The sequence below is a fragment of the Staphylococcus sp. LKG4-2 genome, from assembly GCF_050955665.1.
GTDB lineage: Bacteria > Bacillota > Bacilli > Staphylococcales > Staphylococcaceae > Staphylococcus > Staphylococcus saprophyticus.
On the sequence record NZ_CP194532.1, the window covers coordinates 1,507,495 to 1,533,773 of the forward strand.

The 26,279-nt window shown below is 32.5% G+C and carries 26 protein-coding genes and 1 riboswitch; of the genes, 20 read left to right on the forward strand and 6 right to left on the reverse strand.

The features are described 5' to 3' along the window. The first annotated feature begins 15 nt into the window (after positions 1-15). From ACM6UH_RS07490 to ACM6UH_RS07510, 5 genes are all read left to right on the forward strand, one after another. Positions 16-1,014, forward strand: a complete 999-nt coding sequence (locus ACM6UH_RS07490) for a thiamine pyrophosphate-dependent dehydrogenase E1 component subunit alpha (RefSeq protein WP_011303044.1) — start codon at positions 16-18, stop codon at positions 1,012-1,014. Continuing rightward, positions 1,007-1,990 carry an alpha-ketoacid dehydrogenase subunit beta gene (locus ACM6UH_RS07495; protein ID WP_433911947.1) on the forward strand — a complete coding sequence of 328 codons (984 nt, stop codon included), beginning with the start codon at positions 1,007-1,009 and terminating at the stop codon, positions 1,988-1,990. The genes ACM6UH_RS07490 and ACM6UH_RS07495 overlap by 8 nt, the downstream gene beginning before the upstream one ends. 12 nt (positions 1,991-2,002) lie before the next feature. Next, the gene (locus ACM6UH_RS07500; protein WP_011303045.1) at positions 2,003-3,286 is read left to right on the forward strand and encodes a dihydrolipoamide acetyltransferase family protein; all 1,284 of its coding nucleotides are present in this window, start codon (positions 2,003-2,005) and stop codon (positions 3,284-3,286) included. Positions 3,287-3,520: 234 nt separating this feature from the next. Then, the gene (gene brxB, locus ACM6UH_RS07505) at positions 3,521-3,958 is read left to right on the forward strand and encodes a bacilliredoxin BrxB (RefSeq protein ID WP_002483216.1); all 438 of its coding nucleotides are present in this window, start codon (positions 3,521-3,523) and stop codon (positions 3,956-3,958) included. A gap of 11 nt (positions 3,959-3,969) precedes the next feature. Then, positions 3,970-4,959, forward strand: a complete 990-nt coding sequence (locus ACM6UH_RS07510) for an aromatic acid exporter family protein (RefSeq protein ID WP_011303047.1) — start codon at positions 3,970-3,972, stop codon at positions 4,957-4,959. A gap of 227 nt (positions 4,960-5,186) precedes the next feature. Here ACM6UH_RS07510 and prli42 read toward each other — a convergent pair whose 3' ends face one another. Then, entirely contained in the window at positions 5,187-5,285 is a 99-nt protein-coding gene (prli42, locus tag ACM6UH_RS07515; protein ID WP_150873476.1) for a stressosome-associated protein Prli42, read from the reverse strand. A gap of 187 nt (positions 5,286-5,472) precedes the next feature. Here prli42 and ACM6UH_RS07520 point away from each other — a divergent pair, with 187 nt between their 5' ends. From ACM6UH_RS07520 to ACM6UH_RS07535, 4 genes are all read left to right on the forward strand, one after another. Continuing rightward, positions 5,473-6,609, forward strand: coding sequence for a M20/M25/M40 family metallo-hydrolase (locus ACM6UH_RS07520; RefSeq protein WP_011303048.1), 1,137 nt, complete (start codon positions 5,473-5,475; stop codon positions 6,607-6,609). Positions 6,610-6,677: 68 nt separating this feature from the next. Then, positions 6,678-8,087 (forward strand): NADP-dependent phosphogluconate dehydrogenase, encoded by a 1,410-nt coding sequence (gndA, locus tag ACM6UH_RS07525; RefSeq protein WP_011303049.1) that lies wholly within the window; start codon positions 6,678-6,680, stop codon positions 8,085-8,087. A 228-nt stretch (positions 8,088-8,315) separates the two neighbouring features. Continuing rightward, complete coding sequence (locus ACM6UH_RS07530; RefSeq protein ID WP_047503879.1) at positions 8,316-9,320, forward strand: LacI family DNA-binding transcriptional regulator; 1,005 nt, start codon at positions 8,316-8,318, stop codon at positions 9,318-9,320. 11 nt (positions 9,321-9,331) lie between these two features. Next, positions 9,332-10,996: a glycoside hydrolase family 13 protein gene (locus tag ACM6UH_RS07535; protein ID WP_048787383.1), complete on the forward strand. Its 1,665-nt coding sequence runs from the start codon at positions 9,332-9,334 to the stop codon at positions 10,994-10,996. A gap of 85 nt (positions 10,997-11,081) precedes the next feature. Here the strand turns inward: ACM6UH_RS07535 and ACM6UH_RS07540 are convergent, their stop codons facing one another. Beyond that, on the reverse strand, positions 11,082-11,963 hold the full coding sequence (locus ACM6UH_RS07540) for an AraC family transcriptional regulator (RefSeq protein WP_048787382.1): 882 nt from the start codon (positions 11,961-11,963) through the stop codon (positions 11,082-11,084). Positions 11,964-12,373: 410 nt separating this feature from the next. Further along, positions 12,374-13,858, reverse strand: coding sequence for a glucose-6-phosphate dehydrogenase (zwf, locus tag ACM6UH_RS07545; RefSeq protein ID WP_037538404.1), 1,485 nt, complete (start codon positions 13,856-13,858; stop codon positions 12,374-12,376). A gap of 150 nt (positions 13,859-14,008) precedes the next feature. Here zwf and rnz point away from each other — a divergent pair, with 150 nt between their 5' ends. After that, the gene (rnz, locus tag ACM6UH_RS07550; RefSeq protein ID WP_002483224.1) at positions 14,009-14,929 is read left to right on the forward strand and encodes a ribonuclease Z; all 921 of its coding nucleotides are present in this window, start codon (positions 14,009-14,011) and stop codon (positions 14,927-14,929) included. Between the two features lie 152 nt (positions 14,930-15,081). Here rnz and proC read toward each other — a convergent pair whose 3' ends face one another. Beyond that, complete coding sequence (gene proC / locus ACM6UH_RS07555) at positions 15,082-15,897, reverse strand: pyrroline-5-carboxylate reductase (protein ID WP_011303054.1); 816 nt, start codon at positions 15,895-15,897, stop codon at positions 15,082-15,084. A gap of 151 nt (positions 15,898-16,048) precedes the next feature. Between proC and ACM6UH_RS07560 the strand changes: the two genes are divergently transcribed. Further along, positions 16,049-16,807: an SDR family NAD(P)-dependent oxidoreductase gene (locus tag ACM6UH_RS07560; RefSeq protein WP_011303055.1), complete on the forward strand. Its 759-nt coding sequence runs from the start codon at positions 16,049-16,051 to the stop codon at positions 16,805-16,807. A gap of 108 nt (positions 16,808-16,915) precedes the next feature. On the opposite strand, the gene ACM6UH_RS07565 is transcribed toward ACM6UH_RS07560, so the two are convergent. Beyond that, positions 16,916-17,830: an aldo/keto reductase gene (locus ACM6UH_RS07565; RefSeq protein WP_011303056.1), complete on the reverse strand. Its 915-nt coding sequence runs from the start codon at positions 17,828-17,830 to the stop codon at positions 16,916-16,918. A gap of 159 nt (positions 17,831-17,989) precedes the next feature. Between ACM6UH_RS07565 and ACM6UH_RS07570 the strand changes: the two genes are divergently transcribed. From ACM6UH_RS07570 to xerD, 3 genes are all read left to right on the forward strand, one after another. Further along, entirely contained in the window at positions 17,990-18,532 is a 543-nt protein-coding gene (locus ACM6UH_RS07570; RefSeq protein WP_011303057.1) for an NUDIX hydrolase, read from the forward strand. A 103-nt stretch (positions 18,533-18,635) separates the two neighbouring features. Continuing rightward, complete coding sequence (locus ACM6UH_RS07575) at positions 18,636-19,082, forward strand: Fur family transcriptional regulator (RefSeq protein WP_002483229.1); 447 nt, start codon at positions 18,636-18,638, stop codon at positions 19,080-19,082. Positions 19,083-19,121: 39 nt separating this feature from the next. Continuing rightward, entirely contained in the window at positions 19,122-20,009 is an 888-nt protein-coding gene (xerD, locus tag ACM6UH_RS07580) for a site-specific tyrosine recombinase XerD (protein WP_002483230.1), read from the forward strand. Between the two features lie 67 nt (positions 20,010-20,076). Here xerD and ACM6UH_RS07585 read toward each other — a convergent pair whose 3' ends face one another. Then, positions 20,077-20,583 (reverse strand): DUF309 domain-containing protein, encoded by a 507-nt coding sequence (locus tag ACM6UH_RS07585; protein ID WP_011303058.1) that lies wholly within the window; start codon positions 20,581-20,583, stop codon positions 20,077-20,079. A 91-nt stretch (positions 20,584-20,674) separates the two neighbouring features. On the opposite strand from ACM6UH_RS07585, the gene ACM6UH_RS07590 reads away from it, so the two are divergent. From ACM6UH_RS07590 to ACM6UH_RS07615, 6 genes are all read left to right on the forward strand, one after another. Further along, positions 20,675-21,409: a segregation and condensation protein A gene (locus ACM6UH_RS07590; protein WP_011303059.1), complete on the forward strand. Its 735-nt coding sequence runs from the start codon at positions 20,675-20,677 to the stop codon at positions 21,407-21,409. Next, positions 21,393-21,941 (forward strand): SMC-Scp complex subunit ScpB, encoded by a 549-nt coding sequence (gene scpB, locus ACM6UH_RS07595; RefSeq protein ID WP_047503875.1) that lies wholly within the window; start codon positions 21,393-21,395, stop codon positions 21,939-21,941. The genes ACM6UH_RS07590 and scpB overlap by 17 nt, the downstream gene beginning before the upstream one ends. Then, positions 21,934-22,671 carry a pseudouridine synthase gene (locus ACM6UH_RS07600; protein WP_002483234.1) on the forward strand — a complete coding sequence of 246 codons (738 nt, stop codon included), beginning with the start codon at positions 21,934-21,936 and terminating at the stop codon, positions 22,669-22,671. Before scpB ends, ACM6UH_RS07600 begins: the two co-directional genes overlap by 8 nt. A 126-nt stretch (positions 22,672-22,797) precedes the next feature. Beyond that, positions 22,798-23,523: a response regulator gene (locus ACM6UH_RS07605; protein WP_011303060.1), complete on the forward strand. Its 726-nt coding sequence runs from the start codon at positions 22,798-22,800 to the stop codon at positions 23,521-23,523. Further along, positions 23,507-25,270, forward strand: coding sequence for an ATP-binding protein (locus ACM6UH_RS07610; protein ID WP_047504293.1), 1,764 nt, complete (start codon positions 23,507-23,509; stop codon positions 25,268-25,270). The genes ACM6UH_RS07605 and ACM6UH_RS07610 overlap by 17 nt, the downstream gene beginning before the upstream one ends. A 224-nt stretch (positions 25,271-25,494) precedes the next feature. Then, positions 25,495-25,630, forward strand: a riboswitch (FMN riboswitch). A gap of 67 nt (positions 25,631-25,697) precedes the next feature. Next, positions 25,698-26,243, forward strand: a complete 546-nt coding sequence (locus tag ACM6UH_RS07615) for an ECF transporter S component (protein ID WP_037538408.1) — start codon at positions 25,698-25,700, stop codon at positions 26,241-26,243. Positions 26,244-26,279: the final 36 nt, after the last annotated feature.

Sequence of the window (26,279 nt, forward strand, 5' to 3'; positions counted from 1 at the left end):
TAAGGAGGAAATAAGATGTTTGATTATAAATCGGTTGGACTTGAAGCGTCCGACTTACAAACGATGTATAAATGGATGGACTTAGGTCGTAAAATAGATGAGCGCATGTGGTTATTAAATCGCGCAGGGAAGATTCCATTTGTCATTAGTTGTCAAGGACAAGAAGCTACTCAAATTGGGATGGCATATGCTATGCGTGAAGGTGATATATCTTCACCTTATTACAGAGACTTAGCATTTGTAACTTATATGGGTATGACAGCATTAGACTCAATGTTGGCTGCATTTGGTAAACGTGATGATATAAACTCTGGTGGTAAACAAATGCCTTCTCATTTTGGGAAAAGAGAAAAAGGTATATTATCACAGAGTTCACCTGTTGGGACACAAATTGTACATGCTGTAGGTGCAGCGTTAGCTTTAAAAATGGATAAAAAACCAAATATTGCAATGGCAACGGTTGGTGAAGGTAGTTCGAACCAAGGTGATTTTCATGAAGGCCTTAACTTTGCTGGTGTCCACAATCTTCCTTTTATTTGTGTAATAGAAAATAATAAATATGCCATATCTGTTCCTGATTCTTTGCAATATGGTGCTGAAAAATTATCTGACCGTGCCATTGGTTATGGTATGCACGGGGAACATGTTGACGGTAATGATCCCATTGCAATGTACAAAGTGATGAAAGAAGCGCGTGAACGTGCATTGAATGGTGAAGGTTCAACACTTATTGAAGCTATGTGTACTAGAATGACTGCGCACTCATCAGATGATGATGACAAGTATCGTACTCAAGAAGAACGAGATGGTTTAAAATCTTTAGACTGTAACCTCAAATTTAAAACATTTCTGCTTGAAGAAGGTATTATCGATGAAGCATGGTTAGAAAAAATCGAAACGGAACATAAAGAAATCGTAAACCAAGCAACAAAAGAGGCTGAAAAAGCACCTTATCCATCTCCAGAAGAAACTTACACTCACGTTTACGAAGAAGGGAGCTCAATCAATGCCTAAATTAAGCTATTTAGAAGCAATTCAACAAGGATTAGATCAAGCCATGGCTAAGGATGATGACGTATTCGTCTTAGGTGAAGATGTTGGTAAAAAAGGCGGTGTATTTGGTGTTACTTTAGGTTTACAACAAAAATATGGTGAAGCACGTGTTTTAGATACACCACTTGCAGAATCTAATATTGTTGGTACTAGTATTGGCGCGGCGATGTTAGGTAAACGACCAGTTGCAGAGATTCAATTCGCTGAATATATTTTACCAGCCACAAATCAAATTATGAGTGAAGCTGCAAAAATGAGATACCGTTCAAATAATGATTGGCATTGTCCGATTACGATTCGCTCTCCATTTGGTGGTGGCATACACGGTGCGCTTTATCATTCACAAAGTGTCGAATCTATTTTTGCTAACACACCTGGTCTAACAATCGTAATTCCTTCTACACCTTACGATGCAAAAGGGCTTTTACTGTCATCAATAGAGTCTAATGACCCAGTGTTATATTTCGAACACAAAAAAGCTTATCGGTTATTAAAAGAGGAAGTCCCTGAATCTTATTATATGGTGCCAATTGGTAAAGCTGATGTTAAACGTGAAGGTGATGATATTACAGTATTCACTTATGGACTTTGTGTGAATTATTGTATTCAAGCAGCTGATATGCTTGCTGAAGATGATATCAATGTTGAAGTAGTTGATTTACGTACAGTGTATCCATTAGATAAAGAAACGATTATTGAAAGAGCCAAATTAACTGGTAAAGTGTTGTTAGTTACTGAAGATAATCTTGAAGGTAGTGTCATTTCTGAAGTTGCTGCCATTATTGCAGAAAATTGTTTATTCGATTTAGACGCACCAATTATGAGACTTGCTGGACCTGATGTTCCTTCTATGCCATTCGCACCACCACTTGAAGATGAGTTTATGATTAATCCAGATAAGATAAAAATTAAAATGCGTGAACTCGCAGAATTCTAAGGAGGCACTATAATGGAAATAAAAATGCCTAAACTCGGTGAAAGTGTGCATGAAGGCACAATAGAACAGTGGTTAGTTTCAGTAGGCGATAAAGTTGAAGAATATGATCCACTATGCGAAGTTATTACTGATAAAGTAACTGCAGAAGTACCTTCATCATACGCCGGCACAATTCGTGAAATAATCGTAAATGAAGGTACTACTGTTGCTGTTGACGAAGTCATTTGCATATTAGATGCAGACGACCAAACACTTGAAACTGCCACTGAAAATGAGACAGAATCAGAAACACAAGATAATACATCAAATGAAGATATTGAAAAAGATCATCAGGATAGTGAATTAACAAATCAATCTGCTAATGCTCAAAGTAGTGAAGCTAAAAATAATGGTCGTTATTCTCCAGTTGTATTTAAATTAGCTTCTGAAAATGATATCGATTTATCGCAAGTTGTTGGTACTGGTTTCGAAGGTCGTGTAACTAAAAAAGATATTGAAAAAGCAATCAAAGAAGGTACAAGTAAAACGTCTTCTAATATCATTTCACCTAAAGATTCGCCTAAAGTTTCTAAACAAGCAGTATATAATGAACCATCACCTGGTTCATCTATACCTGTAAATGGCGTTCGTAAACAAATCGCGCAAAATATGGTCAATAGTGTAAATGAAATACCACATGCATGGATGATGGTAGAAGCAGATGCCACTAACTTAGTAAAAACGCGAAATTATCATAAGCAAAGTTTTAAAGAAAGTGAAGGTTACAACTTAACATTTTTCGCATTCTTCGTTAAAGCTGTGGCTGAAGGATTAAAAGCATATCCATTACTTAATAGTAGTTGGCAAGATTCAGAAATCGTTATGCATAAAGATGTGAATATCTCGATTGCTGTGGCAGATGAAGATAAATTATATGTGCCAGTGATTAAAAATGCTGATGAAAAATCAATTAAAGGTATTGCTAGAGAAATAAATGAGTTAGCACAAAAAGCTAGAAATAAAAAATTACGCTCAGAAGATATGCAAGGTGGAACATTCACTGTAAATAATACTGGAACATTTGGTTCAGTTTCATCAATGGGTATCATCAATCACCCTCAAGCGGCGATACTACAAATTGAATCAGTTATTAAAAAACCAGTTGTTATTGATGATATGATAGCTATTCGTAATATGGTCAATTTATGTATTTCAATTGATCACCGTATCTTAGATGGCTTACAGGCTGGTAGATTTATGAATTTCGTTAAAACACGTATTGAACAATATTCAATAGAACATACGAGCATTTATTAATATATAAAATAATTGACCAATGTTAGATAAGAGTATAATCATGTGATATCAAACTTAATGTTATATATCATGTGATTGTGCTTTTTTTATATCATTAATTAAATGAACAGGTTTGATTTAAAATGATTATTTAAATATTAGGAAATGATACAATATAACGCACACCTGTTGAAGTATTCTATATATATTAGTAGAATAAAAGTATTAATCTAGAAATGAAGGGTGAAGTTGATTATGGACTTAAATTTTGATTTATATATGACAGACGTTGTTAATCAAGCTAGAAATGAAATTGAAGAAGCTGGTTATGAACAATTAACTAGTGCAGATGAAGTGGATAATGTATTAAAACAAGAAGGCACTTCTTTAGTAATGGTCAATTCTGTATGTGGTTGCGCAGGCGGTATTGCTAGACCAGCAGCAACACATGCTTTACATTATGATAAATTACCTGATCGTTTAGTAACAGTATTTGCGGGTCAAGATAAGGAAGCAACTCAACGTGCTAGAGATTACTTTGAAGGTTATGCACCATCAAGTCCTTCATTCGCATTGATTAAAGATGGTAAAGTAACTGAAATGATAGAAAGACATCAAATAGAAGGTCATGACGTAATGAACGTCATCACACAATTACAAAATTTATTCGATAATTATTGTGTCGAAAAATAGAGGCGTGAAAAATGATTAGTTTAAATCCCTATAGAATTGGATTTAGAACAATTAAAACTGCTGTTGGAATGGCGCTTGGTATCATTATTGCCAAATTAATTGGCCTTGATAATTTTGCTTCAAGCGCTATTTTAGTTGTTTTATGCATTAAGCATACGAAAGTACATTCACTACAAGCCATTGTATCACGCTTTGTATCTTGCTTTATGATTTTAATATTTGGCTCTATTGCTTTCAGCCTTTTAGGGCAACATGCAATCGTATTAGGCATCATCGTATTGTTTTTTATACCACTAACTGTGGTATTTAAAGTTCAAGAAGGCGTGGTAACAAGTTGTGTTATTTTATTACATGTGTTCAATGCTCAAACAATCGATTTACATTTATTTATAAATGAAATTTTATTGCTCGTTGTCGGATTAGGAATAGCTTTTTTAATGAATAGTATTATGCCTAGTTTAGATAGCAATTTAAAGCATTATAAACAACAAATTGAACAACAGTTCACAGCAATTTTTGAAACATTTAGCGAAACATGTCAAAAAACTAATATATCGATTGATATTTCTTTCAAACAATTAAAATTCACGATTCGTAAAGCAAAATCTATTGCGTTTAGAGATGTTAAAAACCATTTTGTTAGAAACGAAAACTCTTATTATCATTATTTTGATATGAGAGAAGAACAATTAGAATTATTGCATCGTATGGCTTTAATTATAGAAAATATTGAAACAAAGGACTGTATGTTAACTAAGATTTCTAATTTATTTGCCGAAGTAGCTACGAATGTAAATAGCAATGACTATACTGCATTACGTTTACATTCTTTATATGAAATAAGATTAGAACTGAATGAGGCAGAGTTACCCACAACACACGAATCATTTAGAACGAGAGCAAGTTTATTACAATTATTAAATGAATTAGAAGCCTATTTGGCTGTTAAATCACAATTCGGTTCATTAAGGTTACATAGCGATCAAAAAGTTACCATTTAAACAAATCAATGAAACAGACCGGGACAACAATTTGTCTCGGCCTGTTTCATTGATTTGAGGTATAAGTAACTAAATTGATGATATTTTTAATATGCTTTTCTAATAGCAAATTACTACGCTCATATAATTCAAATGAGATTTGAGTAAAGATCATACTCATGTTTCAGTCATTTTAAATGCGATTATTAAATTATATTACTTACACACATTTATTAATACATTAACGATTAATTTACTAATGGCACGACGCTCGTCAAGATTAATGCAAGAACGACAGCTATTAACATAACTACGATAATAACTCTTAATACTTTATTATTATTCAAAATTATTCCTCCAACTTATCTAATTTCATCAATATCATGCACATAATTAAATACGCATCAATATATATTTATATACATATTATATCACATAGCATCTACATACGTTGAATCATATTAGTTTTACTGCTCTATATAATTCGTTAAACTGAACTATAAGACATATAAATATTAGAATGGGGAATTATAGATGATTAACGAACAACGACTTTTAGACACATTCTTAGAATTAGTCCAAATAAATTCTGAGAGTGGTAATGAACAAATGATTCAATCACATCTCAAATCACAATTTGAATCATTAGGATTATTAGTTCAAGAAGATAATGCTAGTAAAAATGAAAATTTAGGTGCTAACAATTTGATTTGCACTTTACCTGCTACATCAAATTTAGATCATATAGATAAAATTTATTTTACTAGTCATATGGATACTGTTGTCCCCGGTTTAAATGTAAAACCTCAAATTAAAGATGATGGATACATATATTCTGATGGAACTACAATTTTAGGTGCTGATGATAAAGCAGGGTTAGCTGCTATTTTAGAATGTATAAACGTTTTAAAAGAACAAAACATACCTCATGGTCAAATCCAATTCGTTATTACTGTTAGTGAAGAATCAGGACTTGAGGGTGCAAAAACATTAGATCAAACCTTATTAGATGCCAATTATGGATATGCTATTGATGCCAGTGTTGGCGTAGGTACAACTGTGACACATGCGCCCACTCAAATGAAAGTAAATGCTACAATCTATGGAAAGAGCGCACATGCGAGTACCCCAAGTAAAGGCGTAAGCGCGATTAATATAGCAGCTAAAGCAGTAAGTGAAATGAAATTAGGACAAATAGACGACTATACTACTGCAAATATTGGACGATTTGAAGGTGGCTCTGCTACAAATATTGTTGCAGATAAAGTTACACTTAAAGCTGAAGCACGCTCTCATTCAGATAAAAGTATTGAATCTCAAGTACAGCATATGAAAACAGTGTTTGAAGAAACGGCAGAAAAATATGGATGTACTTCTGAAGTTGAAATCATTAAGAGCTATCCTGGTTTTAAAATTCATGACGAAGCTACAGTAACTCAAGTAGCAAAGGCAAGTGCAACTGCATTAGGCTTAAAACCTAACACTGTGCTGGCAGGTGGAGGGTCAGATGGTAATATCATTAATCAATTGGGAATTCCTACTGTTATTTTAGGCGTAGGTTATGAAAACATTCACACAACTGAAGAACGCATGCCAATAAATTCTTTAAATTTATTAACAAAACAATTACTTAAAATTGTAGAAATAATTACTCAACAATCTACGAACTGATTAAGTGATTATTATTATCGCTTTGTGATACAATATACTAGAAAACTTAAATAAGAGAGGTTAGTTAAATGACACAACAAATTGGTGTAGTAGGTTTAGCCGTAATGGGTAAAAACCTTGCTTGGAATATTGAATCTCGTGGATATAGTGTTTCAGTATTTAATCGTTCTTCAGAAAAAACTGATGAAATGGTTAAGGAATCTGAAGGAAAAAACATACATCCAACATACTCTATAGAAGAATTTGTTAATTCTCTAGAAAAACCACGTAAAATTTTATTAATGGTTAAAGCTGGTCCAGCAACAGATGCAACAATTGATAGCTTATTACCATTATTAGACAATGATGATATATTAATTGATGGTGGTAATACAAACTATCAAGATACAATCAGACGAAATAAAGCACTTGCTGAAAGTGGCGTTAACTTTATCGGCATGGGTGTATCAGGCGGAGAAGTTGGCGCGTTAACTGGTCCTTCATTAATGCCTGGTGGTCAAGAGGCTGCTTTTGATAAAGTAAGTGACATATTAGAATCTATCTCTGCTAAAGCTGATGATGGTGCAGCTTGTGTAGCTTACATTGGACCAAATGGCGCTGGACACTACGTCAAAATGGTCCACAATGGTATTGAATATGCAGACATGCAATTAATTGCTGAAAGTTATGCAATGATGAAAGATTTACTTGGTATGTCTCATGAAGAAATTTCTCAAACATTTAAAGATTGGAACGCTGGCGAATTATCAAGTTATCTAATTGAAATCACTGGTGATATCTTTACAAAATTAGATGATAACGCTGATGATGCTTTAGTTGAAAAAATACTAGATACAGCTGGTCAAAAAGGTACTGGTAAATGGACTTCAATTAACGCTTTAGAATTAGGTATTCCATTAACAATTATTACTGAATCAGTATTTGCGCGTTTCATTTCATCAATTAAAGAAGAACGTGTAAATGCTTCAAAACAATTAAATGGACCTAACGCTAAATTCGAAGGTAATAAAGATGAATTCTTAGAAAAAATTCGTAAAGCACTATATATGAGTAAAATTTGTTCATATGCACAAGGCTTTGCTCAAATGAGAAAAGCAAGTGAAGATAACGAATGGAACCTCAAATTAGGCGAATTAGCCATGATTTGGCGTGAAGGTTGTATTATTCGTGCGCAATTCTTACAAAAAATTAAAGAAGCTTATGATAATGATACTGAGTTACAAAACTTATTATTAGATCCATATTTCAAAGATATTGTAACTAATTATCAAGACGCATTACGTGATGTTGTTGCAACTGGTGTACAAAATGGTGTTCCAACACCTGGTTTCTCTGCAAGTATTAACTATTATGACAGTTATCGTTCAGAAAACTTACCAGCTAACTTAATTCAAGCACAACGTGATTATTTTGGAGCACATACTTATGAACGTAAAGACCGTGAAGGTGTCTTCCATACACAATGGATTGAAGAATAATACGATTTTAAAATTCTAATTGTATTTGTATCATAGAGGAGTCCAAGACATTATTGTTTAAATAATAATGTCTTGGCTCTTTTTTTATATGCTAGTGGATTTTAGAGAAAGAAAAAATATTTTCGCGCAAACGTTTGCACAAATCTTTTGACTTTGGTTTATATTTTCTTTATTATTTATTTTAGAAAGAGAAAGCGCTTTATTAGTTAATTAAAGGATGTCGTTATATTGGTAACTATAAAGGATATTGCAAATGCAGCAAACGTGTCTCCTTCTACTGTTTCCCGTGTGATTAGTGGTAATAGTCGCATAAGTGTAGCCACACAGGAAAAAGTGAAAAAAATAATGGCTGATTTTAATTACCAGCCAAACCATGCTGCAAGAACGCTCATAACAAAAAAATCAAAAACAATTGGTATTATTCAAAAGCAAGGTGACAAAGCAACAAGACAAAATCCATTTATTATAGAAGTATTGTCTGGTGTTTATATTGAATGTAAATACCATGATTATGCAACCATATCTACAACAGGTGAGCAAACTAGTGAAATCATAGCTGAAGTAAAACATATGATTCAGTCTCATGCAGTTGAAGGATTTATATTGCTTTATTCAAAAGAAAACGACGAGATTGCTAATTTATTAAAACAACATGCCATACCCTATGTTGTTATAGGTAAACCAATCAACAATGAAAATGTGGTACATATAGATAATGATAATATTTTGGCATCACAATTATTAACGCGCTATTTAATAGATTTAGGACATAAAACGTTTCTATTTTTAGCGGAGATGGGTGATTATGAGGTAGTGAAAGATCGCATTAAAGGTTATAAACAAACATTGAAGGTTGCTAATTTAAAACCGAGTATAATGTTTACAGATTTGAGTCGCCAACAAATTATAAATCACTTAAAGGCGCTTGTTACTGAAAACGCTTTACCAACTATCATTATTACCTCCGACACTATGCTTAATCAACTCGTTTTAAGTGCACTATATGAATTGAATATTACTATTCCTGAAGACATACAAACTGCAACTTTTAATGACTCATATATATCAGCATACGCAGCACCACCACAAACTGCTGTAGATATTCAACCTCAATTACTAGGTAAAGCTGCAGGTGAAAGTATTATTAAATTAGTAAAAGATAGCCACATTGAATATATGAATAAAATCATACCAACGCATATCATTAATCGTTGCTCAACCAAAAAATTTTAGGAGGAAACATTATGAATAAACAATGGTGGAAAGAAGCTGTCGCATATCAAGTTTATCCAAGAAGCTTTAATGACTCAAACAACGATGGTATCGGTGACTTACCGGGTGTTATAGAAAAGTTGGATTATTTAAAGGACTTAGGTATCGATGTTATTTGGTTAAGCCCAATGTATAAATCACCAAATGATGATAACGGATATGATATTAGTGATTATAAAGATATTATGGATGAATTTGGTACGATGCATGATTTTAATCAATTACTAGAAGGTGCACATAAACGTGGCATGAAATTAATCCTTGATCTTGTTGTTAATCATACTTCAGATGAACATCCTTGGTTCATTGAATCAAAATCAAGCAAAGACAACCCCAAGCGAGATTGGTACATCTGGAAAAAGCCAAAATCAGATGGTTCTGAACCAAATAATTGGGAAAGCATATTTAATGGTTCAACTTGGGAATTTGATGAGCAAACTCAAGAATATTATTTCCATTTGTTTAGTAAAAAACAACCTGATTTAAACTGGGATAATCCAGCAGTTCGTAATGAAATATTTGATATGATGAATTGGTGGTTTGAAAAAGGAATTGATGGTTTTAGAGTAGATGCAATTACACATATAAAAAAATCATTCGAGGCTGGAGATTTATCCGTACCTGAAGGTAAAACATATGCACCGGCATTTGATGTTGATATGAATCAACCTGGCATTCAAACATGGTTACAGGAAATGAAAGATAAATCACTAAGTCAGTATAATATTATGACTGTAGGCGAAGCCAATGGTGTTAATCCAGATAATGCAGAGGATTGGGTAGGGGAAGATAAAGGCAAATTTAACATGATATTCCAATTCGAACATTTAGGTTTATGGAACACCGGTGACGTAAAATTTGATGTAAAATCATACAAAACTATATTAAATAGATGGCAAAAGAAACTAGAAAATGTAGGTTGGAATGCGTTATTTATAGAAAATCATGATCAACCTAGACGTGTATCTACATGGGGAGATGACAAAACGTATTGGTATGAATCTGCAACAAGCCATGCAATTGTTTATTTCTTACAACAAGGCACCCCATTTATTTATCAAGGACAGGAAATAGGTATGACAAATTATCCATTTGAAAGCATCGAGACTTTTAATGATGTCGCCGTAGTTAATGAATACAATATTGTAAAAGCGCAAAATGGTGATACGTCTGCATTATTAGAAAAACATAAAATGGAAAATAGAGATAATTCAAGAACGCCTATGCAATGGAACCAAAATAAAAATGCTGGATTTTCAGATCATCAACCGTGGTTCCCAGTAAATCCTAATTATCAACAAATCAATGTTGCTGAACAACAAGATAATCCAAATTCAATACTCAATTTTTATAAAGCAATGATTCAATTGAAAAAATCTGATGATGTCTACACATATGGTAAATTTGATCTTGTTGATACAACTAATGAACAAGTATTCGCATATACAAGAACATTAGATGATAAGCATATCTTAATTGTCGGTAATCTTACTGATCAAATAACATCTTTAAATATGCCTGATTATATGTCCAATCATAGCAATCATATTTTACTTCATAACTATAAAGACCGCGCTATTAACATGAATGCATTACGACCTTTTGAAGCATTTGTCCTTGATTTAACAAACAAATAAAAATAAACCGAGCCTACAAACGTCTCAGCTTAGCCAATAGATAGACCCACCACAATAATGAGTGGTGGGTCTATCTATTTATATTTTATCGGTCTGTTTCATCATAATCTAAGTATTGTTCTTGATCTACAGGCATCCATAATTGAATTTTACAAAATGGATCATCAAATGAGATATCAAATGGATATACTTCAACGTAAAGACTATTGTGTTCATAAGGTAAAGTCATTTGTAAGCTTGTTTCTATATAATACCATGCCTCATTCACAACATAGTCTAACTCACCTTGTAGATTAAATTTTGCATATTGCCTTTCTGGAAGATATCTACTTTCTAAATGAGACGGATACCTTTCACTAGGCACACCAACAAATATTTCCATACCTTCATCTAGCGGACAATTTACTACAAACAATTCATGTGGGCTAATATCATTGTAACGTTGTAGCTCCTTGATTTTTCCATCTTCCATTAAGTCCTCAAGAAAATCTGGTACCTTAAAAGGATTCTCTAAATGTTCTGAATCGATAAATTGTGCATAACCAACTAAAGCTATGCCCGCTGCATCCTCTAAACGATATGCATTGGGCGGTTTTTCTGTTGTTGTTAATTTAATATATAAACGTGGTTGCATCTTTAGCTCTTCACGTTTTGTGTTGACTTGAATAGGTGAAACCCCGTGAAAGTCACTAAAATCATTTGCAAAAGCATTTGTGTCACTGTAATGATATTTTTTAGCAATATCCATTAATCGACTAGATCCACTTATAATTTCATTCGCTGCTAATGTCATTCTACGAGACCTAGCATATTCTGTCGGAGATTGACCAACAATCATTTTAAACGATTGATCGAGGTGATATGGTGAAAGACCAACGTAATCACTGAGTGCTTGCAAATGAAAAGGCACTAATAAATGATCTTCTATATAAACAATTGCCTGTTGTATTTGCTTGATAACGTCCAAAACTTTCACTCCTAAACTAGATTTTCCATTCAAATAAAAAACCATAAACTATCTACTGATAGAGCACGAATCAAATTCACAACGAATCACTTTTCTCACGAAGTAACCCTCTATATTTATCAGCCGATGTATCAACTGAATAACACAAAAAACATATGATCCCGTGTTTTACTACTCTTAAAAAATGACTACATAATATAATATGTTTTTAACTGATTAAGTATATTCTACATCATTTTCATTCCGCTTACATCTTAAAAATATTAAATAGGGTAAAATGTAAATAAGTTATTTGGCATTCACTTTTTTTACTCAATAGCTTAAATCATAACATAAAAAATAGTTAACAAAAAAGCATCAACATTGTAAAGTTACAAATGTTGATGCTCGTATGATTAGCAATATATTATTTAATGAATATCGTCCCACCATTTGAAACCATCTCTACTTAATAATAAATCACTATCAAGCGGACCATTAGAACCTGACTCATAATTAGGAAACTCTGGTTCATTTTGATTCCATTCTTCTTGAATTGCATCTACAAACTTCCATGTCGATTTTAATTCTTCCCAATGTGTAAAGTTTGTAGCATCACCATTTAAGCAATCAAACAATAAGTTTTCATATGCATCGACTGTGTTCATTTTATCTTGTGCACTCATTGCATATGATAATTGAACAGGTTCTGTCTCTATGCCTTGTACATTTTTCTTAGCATTTAAGTGTAATGACACACCTTCATTAGGCTGAATATTGATTACAAGTAAGTTTGAGTCTAATTTTTTATCAGTTTCATAATACAAGTTCATTGGCACTTCTTTAAATTCAACAACAACTTGTATTGTTTTACTCTTCATACGTTTACCAGTTCTAATATAAAAAGGTACGCCTGCCCATCTAAAGTTATCGATCGTTAATTTACCTGCTACGAAAGTAGGGGTAGTAGAATTTTCAGCAACACGATCTTCATCTCTATATTTTGGTACTTTTTGACCTTGGATTACACCTTCATCATATTGACCACGGACAAAGTTCTGTCTCACTTCTTCTGGTTCTAATTTTCGTAATGATTTAAGCGCTTTTACTTTTTCTGCTCTAATATCTTCACTGTGTAAACTGATAGGCGCTTCCATAGCAAGTAGGGCAACCATTTGTAGCATATGGTTTTGTACCATATCTTTTAATGCACCACTTGATTCATAATAACCACCTCTATCTTCTACACCTAATACTTCAGAAGATGTTACTTGGATATTGGAAATATATTTGTTATTCCATAGTGGTTCGAACATTGCGTTAGCAAAACGTAGCACTTCGATATTTTGTACCATATCTTTACCTAAGTAATGATCAATACGATAAATTTCTTCTTCTTTAAATGAACGACGTAATTGTTCATTTAAATCTTCAGCAGAGGCTAAATCAGAGCCAAATGGTTTTTCGATGACTAAACGTTTGAAACCAGTCGTTTCTGTTAATCCAGATGATTTTAAATAATCAGAAATTACACCAAAGAATTTTGGCGCCATAGCTAAATAGAACAATCTATTACCATTTAAATTAAATTCAGTGTCTAGTTTATTACTAACTTCTAGTAATGATTGATAGCTTGCTTCGTCACTTACATCGTGTTTATGATAAAATACATGTTCCATAAATTTATCAAGATGCTTCGTGTCTTTAACATGTTCTTGAATAGATGATTTCACTTGACTACGAAAATCATCATTTGTTAACTCTCTTCGACCTATACCAATTATAGCAACTTGTTCATTTAAATTTTCTTGTTGATATAGATGGAACAATGATGGGAATAATTTTCTGTGACTTAAATCACCCGTTGCTCCGAATATTGTTATTAAGCATGGAATGTCTTTATTTTTAGTATTCAAGATCAAAACCTCAATTCTTTTTATAAATCTCTTTATATTATAGAACAATAATCTGTTTAGTTCATACCTTTTTGCTTGAGAGAAGAAAATTTTAATATATTTTTTATTCTTTTCTATGATAAAATGTGAACAAGAAGAGGAGGCATATGCATGGAAATCACATTTTTTGGTACGAGTGCTGGTCTACCAACAAAAGAACGAAATACACAAGCAATTGCATTAAACTTGGAACCATATTCTAATAATATCTGGCTATTTGATGTCGGTGAAGGTACACAACACCAAATATTGCATCATTCTATTAAATTAGGAAAGGTAGATCACATTTTTATAACGCATATGCATGGAGACCATATTTTTGGGTTACCAGGATTATTAACGAGTAGGTCGTTTCAAGGTGGTGAAGGTAAGCCACTAACACTCATTGGACCTAAAGGAATTAAAGCATATATAGAAACGACTTTACGTTTATCTGAATCTAAATTAAATTATCCAATTACATATATAGAAATCGAAAACCACTTATCCTATCAAAATAATGGTTTTAATGTAGAAGCGCATATGTTAAATCACGGTATACCTTCTTTCGGATATCGTATCGAAGCACCTTATACATCTGGAAAAATAGATGTATCGGCGCTTAAAGAAATTGGGTTAGAGCCTGGGCCTAAATATCAAGATGTAAAAAATAATGAAACATTTGAATATAATGGCATTATTTATAATTCCAAAGATTTTAAAGGGGATGCTGTGAAAGGACCTGTTATCGCTATATTTGGTGATACAATGCCGTGTCAAAATGAAGAAATCATCGCCGATCATGCTAATGTTATGGTTCATGAAAGTACTTATATAGAAGGTGATAAATCATTAGCAAACAATTATCATCATAGCCATATTGAGGATGTATTTACACTAATAGAAAATGCCCACGTAGATTATAGCTTGATTACACACATGAGTAATCGTTACACAATTGAAGAAGTTGAAACGATTAGTAAATCACTCAAATCACTTCCCACTACACCTCCATTTAAATTTGTGAAAGATTTTGATTCGTGGTCTTTTTAAAACTTGCTTATAATAATGAATATAGTGGAAATTAAAATCCCATATATAAAATACCCTTTAAAGTGAAATTTTTAGAACTTCTACTTTAAAGGGTGTTTATAATTTTATGAAAAAACATGTTTCTATTTATTATTGTTGTAAAATGTCAGTCCTTAATCTTCATCCTGGCTTGAAAGTTCAACGCTACGATCCACTGCAGCTCTCAAACAATCCTCAAAAACACTTTCTAAGTCATGTTGTGAAAGGGCATTTAATCCTGCTTGAGTAGTGCCACCTTTAGATGTGATGTTTTTTCTAAGTTGTTCCATGCTTAATTCAGAACGTTCAATCATTTTACTTGTTCCAATAATTAAGTTTCGAATCGATTCTTCGACTTGTGCTTTTTCCAAACCTAAGCGTGTACCAGCTGTAACATATTGCTCGAATACATGGTATAAAAATGCTGGACCACTTCCTGTAATGGCTGTCACTTGATGTAAATTATCCTCTGGAACCTCTATTGCTGAACCAAAGGCATTAATTAATTCATCGACTTCGTCTTTAGAATTTGGACCAAAATTACTTGAAAAACTAATTCCAGTAACTGAATGACCTACATGTGCATTGGTATTTGGCATAATACGTGCAATTGGATTGTCCGCTTCCAATTTTTCTCTTATATAACTAATGGGTAAACCAGCCATGATAGAGATAAATTTATTTTTGTCTGTTATAAATGGTTTAATTCTTTCTGCTAATGATTCGAAATCATAAGGTTTAGTTCCTAAAAATACATAATCTGCCGCTTTTAATAACGCTTCATCATCATAACTATAATTGACACCTAACTTTTCAGCATATTCTTTAAGTGCAACTTCATTAGAACGATTTGTTAAATAAATATCATTGGAATCTATAACTTTAGAATTAACGATACCTGTAAAAATTGCATGTGCCATATTACCAGCACCATAAAATACTAGTTTCATGTGAACATTTCACTTCCTCTGAGTTTTTATGTTTCATTTATGTATCTATAGTAACATAGTTTCACAATATGCCTAATATTTCCATAATAAATGGCATAACGTAATGACTTCATATATACTATCCATATATTAACAAAGGGTAGGGATACATATGATAGGTAGACATTATGTCTTAACAGGCGCATCAAGTGGATTAGGTAAATCTATCTTACACATTCTATTACAAAAACAGGTCTATGTGACTGCACTGGTACGTGACGTTAATAAGCTAAAGCCGCTTCAATTAAAATATGGCTCCTCACATTTAAAGATTATCCAATGTGATTTACAGTCCACATCGCAAATCGTCCAACTTAGCAACCATTTTAAAGGACAATCCATCGATGGTATCATCTATAGTTCTGGGTTAGGTTATTTCAAATCAATTAATCAACACACAATAGAAGAAATGCAAGAAACATATATGTTAAATGTAATTAGCTTTAATTCATTATTAACTACATTACAACCACATTTCAGTCGCATGCCTACAATCGTAGGCATTGGAAGTCAGTCTGCATTTTTGACACAAGCTTCTGCTGCCCATTACGGTGCTAGTAAAGCTGCATTTAATCAAGTACTAAATGCACTCCGTATTGAAAAACCCAATTACCATGTACTAACAGTTAATACAGGACCAATAGCAACACCATTCCATGAAAAAGCAGATCCTTCATTAACATATTCAAAAAAATATAAAAAAATCATGCTAAACTCCGATAAATTAGCACAACGTATTGTTAATGCGATAATCACTCAAAAAGAAGAAATTAATGCACCAAGTTGGTTGCATCATCTCTTACGTATCTATCAGTTAGCACCTCGATTTATTGAAAAGCACTTCACTTTTTTATTTAATAACAAATCTTAATCAATATGAGTGGTTATATAATATTAAAAGCGTATGAGTAAGATTAAATAGGATACAGTTTAGTTCACTTTCCTATCTAAAATAACTCATACGCTTTAATTGGTTAACTTATTTTAAATGTTGCGTGTATTCTAAATTTTTAACGCGATCACGTGCTGCTTTCAATTTTTCTAAGCTGATATCTTTAGACAGTTTATAATTTTCAACATTTTCATCCAGTTGATTCACACTACTTGCCCCTACAATGATTGAACCTAACGCATCATGAGAGGTTAAGTAATTAAATGTTAAACTGGATAGATTGCTTTCGATTTCTTTAATAGATGCAACAGTTTCGCCTAATTCAGGATATGTGTAATCAAAAATACCTTCTGAAAACTTACGATCTAAGGCTTGATTACTGTTAGAAGTTAACAATCCTTTAAAAACTGGACCACGAGCTAAAACTTTCACTTTTTTAGCATGTACATCATCTAATAACGCTTCCGGTCTATTATCTATTAAATTAAATTGAGACATGAGTGTTTCAATATCACTATGTTTTAAATAATAATCGATAACATTGGGTCTAATTGAAGAAATACCATATGCTCGGACGATGCCTTCTTGTTTCAATTCATCGAATGCAGCAATCGTTTCATCTAGAGGATCATCTATCGTTCCACCATGTAATTGATACAAGTCTAAATGGTCAAGTCCTAAGCGACTTAATGAACCTTTTACTGCTTCTTTAATGTAAGCTTTCGAAGGGTCCCAAAACGTAGAACCATCATCAGCTAAATGATTTCCTACTTTAGTACCAATGACGATGTCACTTCTATCTTGATATTTTTTAAGTGTTTTTCCTACAATATCTTCATTTACACCTTTATCATATATATCTGCTGTATCAAAGTAAGTAATACCATGTTCTATTGCACGTTCTATAATTGGTTCAGCTTGGTTAATATCTGTGCCTAAACTCATACAACCTAATCCTAATTCTGAGAGTTCAATACCACTTTTTAAAACATTTTTTTGCATGTCGTTTCTCCTTTCGATACACTCAAATCATAGGGATTAAAAATAATTTTACTAAATACGACTTATTAGTCATTTGAAATACTTATTTTAATTGCTCCCTATATACTAACGTATTTATCTTAACAGTAACTTAAATCAAATTAAAGGAACGTGATTAAAATGAATTTATATGAGAAAACAATACATAAAGAATCCATTTATAAAGGCGCAATTATTGATTTAGAAGTCCACGATGTTGAATTACCCGATGGCAACACATCTAAACGTGAATTAGTTTATCATAATGGGGCAGTCGCAGTTTGTCCGGTGACACCTGAAAACAAAGTCATCTTAGTAAAACAATTTCGTAAACCAGCTGAAAAGCCATTATTAGAAATTCCAGCAGGCAAATTAGAAAAAGGCGAAGCACGGCTTTCTGCAGCTAAGCGTGAATTAGAAGAAGAAACAGGTTATATAGCTGAAGAGTTAGAACTAATTACAGAAATGTACGGTTCTCCGGGTTTTTCAAATGAGAAAATTTCCATATATATGGCTAATAGTTTAAAAGTTGGAGAAATGCATCTCGATGATGATGAATTTATTGAATTAGTATATTACGATGTAGACGACATTAAAGATATGTTAAAAAATAAGTATTTCGAAGATGCTAAAACGATTATTGCATTACAACATTTACTCCTTAATTATAATGATTATAAATAAGAAGCAAGTTGACTTGCGTATTTTATCAATTACTGGTATTTTATATATAAATCATTATGTAAATTAAAATGATTATAATTATTAGTAGGGGAGTGAGGCTTCCGTGGAAGAACGTTTAAATCGCGTGAAGCAACAATTACAACAATCTTCATATAAATTGACACCTCAACGAGAAGCTACGTTGCGTGTTTTAATTGAAAATGAAAAAGATCATTTAAGTGCTGAAGATGTTTATTTAAAAGTGAAGGACAAAGCACCTGAAATAGGTCTAGCAACAGTATATCGTACGTTAGAGCTATTATCAGAATTAAAAGTTGTTGATAAAATTAATTTCGGAGATGGCGTCGCTCGTTTTGATTTACGTAAAGAAGGCGCAAAACATTTTCACCACCACCTTGTTTGTATGGAATGTGGCAAAGTAGAAGAAATTGAAGAAGACTTATTGCCACAAGTTGAAGAACGTGTCGAAAATGATTTTAATTTTAGAATTTCTGATCATCGTTTGACATTCCATGGTGTATGTTCTGATTGCCAGGCATTGGGTAAATAACTCAGCTACGTACACCATTTTAAAGATAGAGGTGGTATCTTGGATACGATTATTGAAGAATATTTGAAATTCATTCAATTAGAAAAAGGATTAAGCTCGAATACAATAGGAGCTTATCGGAGAGATTTAAAAAAATATAATACTTTTTTAGAGTTACAAAAGATTAGTCATATTGATTTTATTGATAGAGCATCCATTCAACAATGTCTGGGGTATTTACATGATAATGGCGCTTCTGCTAAATCGTTAGCACGGTTTATTTCAACAATTAGAAGTTTTCATCAATTTGCGTTGAGAGAAAAGTATGCTGCAAAAGATCCAACTGTACTTATCGAGACACCCAAATATGATCGCAAATTACCTGATGTATTAGAAATAAATGAAGTGTTAGCACTATTGGAAACGCCCAATTTGGCTAAAATAAATGGGTATCGAGATCGCACAATGCTAGAGTTATTATATGCGACAGGCATGCGTGTTTCTGAGCTCATCCAAATTGAGTTAGAAGATGTAAATTTAATTATGGGCTTTGTCAAAGTATTTGGAAAAGGTAATAAAGAGCGTATTGTACCTTTAGGTGACACAGTAATAGAATATTTAAAGACATACATAGAAACCATTCGTCCTCAATTGTTGAAGAAAACAGTGACGAATACCTTATTTCTAAATATGCATGGCAAACCTTTATCAAGACAAGCTATATGGAAAATGATTAAACAAAACGCTATCAAAGCTAATATCACAAAATCATTAACACCACATACATTGAGACATTCATTTGCCACGCATTTACTAGAAAATGGGGCAGATTTACGTGCAGTTCAAGAAATGTTAGGACATTCTGATATATCTACCACACAATTGTATACACATGTATCCAAATCACAAATTAGAAAAATGTATAATGAATTTCATCCACGTGCATAAACACAGACAAGTTGATTCGTTGAATACTCGCCTGTGTTTTTATATGCAAACAATTGGTTTAGTACTTTTATTTTCTTTCTTGTTGTTTTTGATATAATGCGTTTAAACGAGCCTCATTCACTTCTGTTCTATCTCTTTCTAAATGATGATTAACAATGTAACTATCTCTAATAACATATTCCGTCATGATATAGTTTGGATACGTTGTTAAAATTTTTTGTTGCATTTGTGAAGTGATTGGTAACTGTACTGGTGCAAATTTTTGACCATTTTCAATAGCATGTACTAATTCAGCAATCACTTTTTGGTATGCTTTGATATCAATACCTAGATTGATTTCTTCTTTGTAAGGTTCAATAACTTTTAATGCTTTTCTAAAAGATTTGATAGCACCTTTATCATTTTCTCTACGAAAGTGATAACATCCAGTTGCAAATAAAATTAAACTGACGACAGCGTCATCCTTACTGAAAGATTTATTTTCCTTCCAAGCTTCCTCTAAAATGTCGTGACATAAAAAGTAATGTTGATTCGTATGAAATTGAAAATAAAATTCCTTTAATGCATTTTCCATAAAAAATCGCTCCAAATTTAAATGTTTTCATTAAACATGCTATAATACTTTAGTGAATTACGCACTTAACTTGCGATATGAGGTAGATAAAATGTACGAAGTAAAACTAGATGCCTTTAATGGACCATTAGATTTATTATTGCATCTTATACAAAAAATTGAAATTGATATTTATGATATTCCTATGAAAGCATTAACTGAGCAGTATATGCAATATATACATACGATGAATCAATTAGAAATTAATATTGCTAGTGAATACTTAGTCATGGCTTCAGAATTATTGATGATAAAAAGTAAAATGCTTCTACCTCAAACGAATGAAGTGGAAGATTTAGATGATGATCCACGAGACGAATTGGTGGATCGTTTAATCGAATATCAAAATTATAAAGCCTACACTGAATTTTTAAATGAACGTAAAGTCGAACGTGCTTTATATTTTTCTAAACATCCAACGGATTTATCCCATTTAGAATCCAATGAAACATGGAGCCCAGATAATACAATTGATTTAACAGAATTAATCATTGCCTATCAAAAAGTAAAAAACAGAGTTGAGTTCCATACACCTAAAACAGTAGATATACGTAAAGAAACATTCACAATACAACAAGCAACTTCACAAGTCACTGATAAATTAAAGCAGCATGAGTCCTTTAACTTCTTTAGCTTATTTAATTTTACAGAACCGATAGAAATGGTAGTGACACATTTCTTAGCTATACTTGAAATGTCGAAATCCGGTATAGTAAATATTGAACAAGCAAAAAGTTTTGATGATATTAATATTTTAAGAGGAGTAAACTATGGCGTTGCAAGATAAAGGCATATTAGAAGCACTACTATACACAGCCGGAGACGAAGGTTTGGATCAACAGCAACTACTAGAAATTTTAGAAATTGAACCAACAACATTAACAGAATTAATTGAAGCGTATGATTCACCCGGTTTAACGATTCAACACTACGGTAATACTTATGTATTAACTACCAAGAAAGAAGCATCTGATTATATCGAACAATTAATTGAACAAAAATCAAAAATGAAATTATCACAAGCTGCAATGGAATCTTTATCCATCATTGCATATAATCAGCCCTTATCACGCAGTGATATTGAACTAATTAGAGGTATTAATTCAGACGGCGCTGTTAAAACATTAATCGCTCGCGGTTTAGTAGAAGCTAAAGAGCAAGCCGATTCTAGAAGTCATCAACTTTATACCACTGAACTATTTTTAAACGTATTTGGTATTGAACATTTAGACGATTTACCTACTACAGACGAAGAAGATGAAGAAATCGAAGCGTTCTTTAGTAACTTAGTTAATCAAAAAGGAGATAATCATGAATAAAGATACAGAAAGACTTCAAAAACGTATTGCCAACAGTGGCTATACTTCACGTAGAAAAGCAGAAACTTTAATTACTGAAGGCAAAGTAAAAGTGAATGGCACAGTTGAAACTGAATTAGGCACTAAAGTTAAACCTTCTGATAGCATCGAAGTAGAGGGTATCAAATTAGAACAAGAAGACAAATTATATATACTATTTTATAAACCTGCACAAGTCATCACCAGTGTTTCAGATGACAGAGGGCGTAAAGTTGTAACTGACTACTTTAAACAAATTAAAACAAGAATTTATCCAGTTGGCCGTTTAGATTATGATACATCTGGTTTATTATTACTGACAAATGACGGCGAATTCACTAATCTTATGACACATCCACGTTATAAAATAAAGAAAAAATATGTAGTAAAATTAAAAGGTTATCTCATGCGTGAAGAAGTGAAATCGCTTGAACAAGGTGTCCAACTAGAAGATGGTGTTACTCAACCTGCTATAATTAAAGTGAAAAATCAAGATAAAGATAAAAACACAACATTAGTTGAAATCACTATTACTGAAGGACGTAATCGACAAGTGCGTCGCATGTTTGAACATTTTGGACATCAAGTAACCAAATTGCAACGCATTGAATTTGGACCATTAAACTTGAAAGGTTTAAATGCTGGTGAAGGTAGAGTACTTACGCCACACGAAGTTAAAATGATACGCCAAATTGCAGAACACGGTAATTAATCTGAATTTAAATTATCAACTATGATAATTTTTTCACAAACTTTTTCTTCATAACCACTTTTAACCTTAAAGCTATGATATAATATGGTTGAATTAGAAAGTTAGTCGTGTGGGAGGTATATACGTATGTCAAACGAAATACTAATTGTAGACGATGAAGATCGTATTAGAAGATTATTGAAACTATATCTCGAAAGAGAATCTTTTGAAATACATGAAGCAAATGATGGAAATGAAGCATATAGAATGGCAATGGAACATGACTATGCTTGCATTTTATTAGATTTGATGCTACCTGAAATGGATGGCATTACCGTTGCGTCTAAATTAAGAGAGCATAAGGAAACACCCATTATCATGTTAACTGCTAAAGGTGAGGAAACAAATCGTGTAGAAGGATTTGAATCTGGTGCGGATGACTACATCGTAAAACCATTCTCTCCAAGAGAAGTGGTCCTACGTGTTAAAGCATTATTAAGACGTACACAAGTGGCAACTGCCGAACAAAGCGAACCACATGCACGTGATTTAATAGAATTTGATCACTTAGTGATTGATAACGATGCACACAGAGTGTTGGCAGATGGTAGTCAAGTGAATTTAACACCTAAAGAATATGAATTATTGATCTTCCTAGCAAAAACACCTAATAAAGTATTTGATAGAGAACAATTACTAAAAGAAGTATGGCATTATGAGTTCTATGGTGACTTACGAACTGTAGATACTCACGTTAAACGTTTAAGAGAGAAATTAAATCGTGTATCAGAGGACGCTGCACATATGATACAAACTGTATGGGGTGTTGGTTATAAATTTGAAATCAAATCAAATAATGAATCAACTCAATAGCGTCGTCATTAAACTGTGGTTAACTATTATTTTTATAGTGACTACAGTTTTAATTTTATTAAGTGCAGCGCTTATAACGTTTATACAATCTTATTTCACGCAAGAAACAGAAGACTCATTATTAAAAGATGCAAAACGAATTAGTCAACTTTTAGAAAGCGCAGATAATAGAGAAACTGCAATTCAACATAGTAGAAAATTAATCGAAGGACCAGTTGGACTTATCATAATGAATGATAAGCATATAGATAGACAGGATAAAGATAAAACGAAAAACAAAATGGTCAAAGAAATTAAAAAAAGCAATGATTACAATCAAGTATTTAATAATGGTAAACAAGTTTCTGAACATGTCACCTTAAATATGAATGGAAATCAACGAACTTATGTATTAATCGGTTATCCTACAAAAGCCATTTCATCAGCGGATAATCACACAAATAAGTTTAGTGGTGTATTCATTTATCAAGACCTAAAAACGATTGAAGACACAAACAATGTCATTACCGTTATCATTTTAATTATTGCGATTATCTTTTTAGCGATAACAACTATCTTTGCCTTCTTCTTATCTTCTAGAATTACAAAGCCTTTAAGAAATTTAAGAACACAAGCGTTAAAAGTATCTAAAGGTGATTATGCGCAAGTTGTCCCAGTCAATTCGCGAGATGAAATAGGGGAATTATCACGCGCATTTAATACAATGAGTTCCGAAATACAGCAACACATTGACGCGTTATCTTCATCTAAAAATATCCGCGATAGTCTAATCAATTCAATGGTAGAAGGCGTATTAGGTTTTAATGATAAAAAAGAAATTATCATTTCAAACAAAATGGCTAATACTACATTGCAAATGTTAGATGATTTTGCTTTAGAAAAACTTGATGAACAAAATGAACTTACATTTAAAAATAAAAAAACGCAATTTGAAGTTTATGAAATTAACACGCGCTATTTTGTAATTATTACAAGCTATATCGAACAAATTCAACCTGATGGTCGCAGTGGTATTGTAGCTATCATTCGTGATATGACTAATGAACATAATATGGACCAAATGAAAAAAGACTTTATTGCAAATGTATCACATGAATTACGCACGCCTATATCTTTACTGCAAGGGTATACAGAATCCATCGTTGATGGTATCGTCACCGAACCTGCAGAAATTCATGAGTCACTATCAATTGTGTTAGATGAAACAAAACGCTTGAACAGATTAGTGAATGAGTTATTAAATGTTGCTCGTATGGACGCAGAAGGATTAACTGTAAAAAAAGTTGTTCAACCCATTGATCATTTGCTTGATAAGGTGCAACAAAAGTATCAAAAACATGCTAAAGATTTAGGTTTAAATATGAATTTAAGTCCAAATACTCACAATCAGATGTGGTATTATGATTCTGATAGAATTGAACAAGTATTAACCAATCTTATAGACAATGCTTCAAGATATACTGAACCAGGTGACGAAATAAAGATTGAGTTTGGAGAAACGCAAACTGAAAACATCCTTTATATTAGTGACACTGGATCAGGCATAGCACCTGAACATTTACAACAAGTATTTGATAGATTCTATAAAGTAGACACTGCTCGTAAAAGAGGTAAACAAGGAACAGGATTAGGGTTGTTCATATGTCGCATGATTATACACGAGCATGGTGGTACTATAGATGTTAAAAGTACACTTGGTAAAGGGACTACATTTATCATCACTCTACCAAAACCTAAAACAAACTAATTTATCTTTAATAATTCTAATCTATTACAAATCCGTCACAAGCATGGTACTACTATGGCTTGTGGCGGATTATTTTCGTTGGTATCTTGAATTTAATTTAATTTAATTTTTAATCATTTTATCCCATGCGCAATACACACAATGGCTCGGCAATGAGTTATTTTAAGCAATTCTATTGTTTTTATCTGACTAATAAGCTATGATAAATTTATAAAATTTAAGAAATTCATCTTCGGGGTAGGGTGCAATTCCCAACCGGCAGTAAATAAAGCCTGCGACCCATTTTATTATATATAATAAAATGGCTGATCTAGTGAAAATCTAGAGCCGACAGTAAAGTCTGGATGGGAGAAGATGGAGGACATGATTTGTTGTGCAATTTATTCCTCCTATTCTATGTAAGATGAATGGAAGGAGACAATTAAATATGCATCAACAAACAAAAAGACTCATTACCATAAGTATGTTGAGTGCGGTGGCTTTCATTTTAATGTTTATAAAATTTCCAATACCATTTTTGCCACCTTATTTAACGTTAGATTTTGGTGATGTTCCCGCATTATTAGCAACATTTATTTTAGGGCCTGTAGCAGGTCTTATTGTAGAATTCATAAAAAATTTACTCAACTTTTTATTTAACATAGGTGATCCAGTTGGACCAGTTGCAAATTTTTTAGCAGCATCTAGCTTTTTATTAACAGCTTATTTTGTAACGAAATATAAAGATAAAATTAAGTCACAAATTGTTGGACTAAGTATTGCGACAGTAGTTATGACAATTGTATTAAGTATACTGAACTATTTCGTTTTACTCCCACTGTATGGCATGATTATGAATCTATCTGACGTTGTTGAAAATGTAAAAATCGTCATCGTATCTGGTGTGATTCCCTTTAACATCATTAAAGGTATTGTCATCTCTATCATATTTATTTTGTTATACAACAGACTAAAAAATGTCTTACCTAAATAAAATTAAATAAAAGAAAGATAGACAAAACGAGCCATG

Bases quoted from the DNA above. Each gene is read 5' to 3' on its own strand.
- ACM6UH_RS07490 (WP_011303044.1), top strand. From the start codon at position 16: ATGTTTGATTATAAATCGGTTGGACTTGAAGCGTCCGACTTACAAACG.
- ACM6UH_RS07615 (WP_037538408.1), top strand. From the start codon at position 25,698: ATGCATCAACAAACAAAAAGACTCATTACCATAAGTATGTTGAGTGCG.
- gndA (WP_011303049.1), top strand. From the start codon at position 6,678: ATGACACAACAAATTGGTGTAGTAGGTTTAGCCGTAATGGGTAAAAAC.
- rnz (WP_002483224.1), top strand. From the start codon at position 14,009: ATGGAAATCACATTTTTTGGTACGAGTGCTGGTCTACCAACAAAAGAA.
- ACM6UH_RS07600 (WP_002483234.1), top strand. From the start codon at position 21,934: ATGAATAAAGATACAGAAAGACTTCAAAAACGTATTGCCAACAGTGGC.
- ACM6UH_RS07610 (WP_047504293.1), top strand. From the start codon at position 23,507: ATGAATCAACTCAATAGCGTCGTCATTAAACTGTGGTTAACTATTATT.
- ACM6UH_RS07605 (WP_011303060.1), top strand. From the start codon at position 22,798: ATGTCAAACGAAATACTAATTGTAGACGATGAAGATCGTATTAGAAGA.
- ACM6UH_RS07590 (WP_011303059.1), top strand. From the start codon at position 20,675: ATGTACGAAGTAAAACTAGATGCCTTTAATGGACCATTAGATTTATTA.
- scpB (WP_047503875.1), top strand. From the start codon at position 21,393: ATGGCGTTGCAAGATAAAGGCATATTAGAAGCACTACTATACACAGCC.
- ACM6UH_RS07560 (WP_011303055.1), top strand. From the start codon at position 16,049: ATGATAGGTAGACATTATGTCTTAACAGGCGCATCAAGTGGATTAGGT.
- brxB (WP_002483216.1), top strand. From the start codon at position 3,521: ATGGACTTAAATTTTGATTTATATATGACAGACGTTGTTAATCAAGCT.
- ACM6UH_RS07495 (WP_433911947.1), top strand. From the start codon at position 1,007: ATGCCTAAATTAAGCTATTTAGAAGCAATTCAACAAGGATTAGATCAA.
- ACM6UH_RS07535 (WP_048787383.1), top strand. From the start codon at position 9,332: ATGAATAAACAATGGTGGAAAGAAGCTGTCGCATATCAAGTTTATCCA.
- ACM6UH_RS07520 (WP_011303048.1), top strand. From the start codon at position 5,473: ATGATTAACGAACAACGACTTTTAGACACATTCTTAGAATTAGTCCAA.
- ACM6UH_RS07500 (WP_011303045.1), top strand. From the start codon at position 2,003: ATGGAAATAAAAATGCCTAAACTCGGTGAAAGTGTGCATGAAGGCACA.
- ACM6UH_RS07565 (WP_011303056.1), bottom strand. From the start codon at position 17,830: ATGCAAAAAAATGTTTTAAAAAGTGGTATTGAACTCTCAGAATTAGGA.
- ACM6UH_RS07510 (WP_011303047.1), top strand. From the start codon at position 3,970: ATGATTAGTTTAAATCCCTATAGAATTGGATTTAGAACAATTAAAACT.
- proC (WP_011303054.1), bottom strand. From the start codon at position 15,897: ATGAAACTAGTATTTTATGGTGCTGGTAATATGGCACATGCAATTTTT.
- ACM6UH_RS07570 (WP_011303057.1), top strand. From the start codon at position 17,990: ATGAATTTATATGAGAAAACAATACATAAAGAATCCATTTATAAAGGC.
- ACM6UH_RS07585 (WP_011303058.1), bottom strand. From the start codon at position 20,583: ATGGAAAATGCATTAAAGGAATTTTATTTTCAATTTCATACGAATCAA.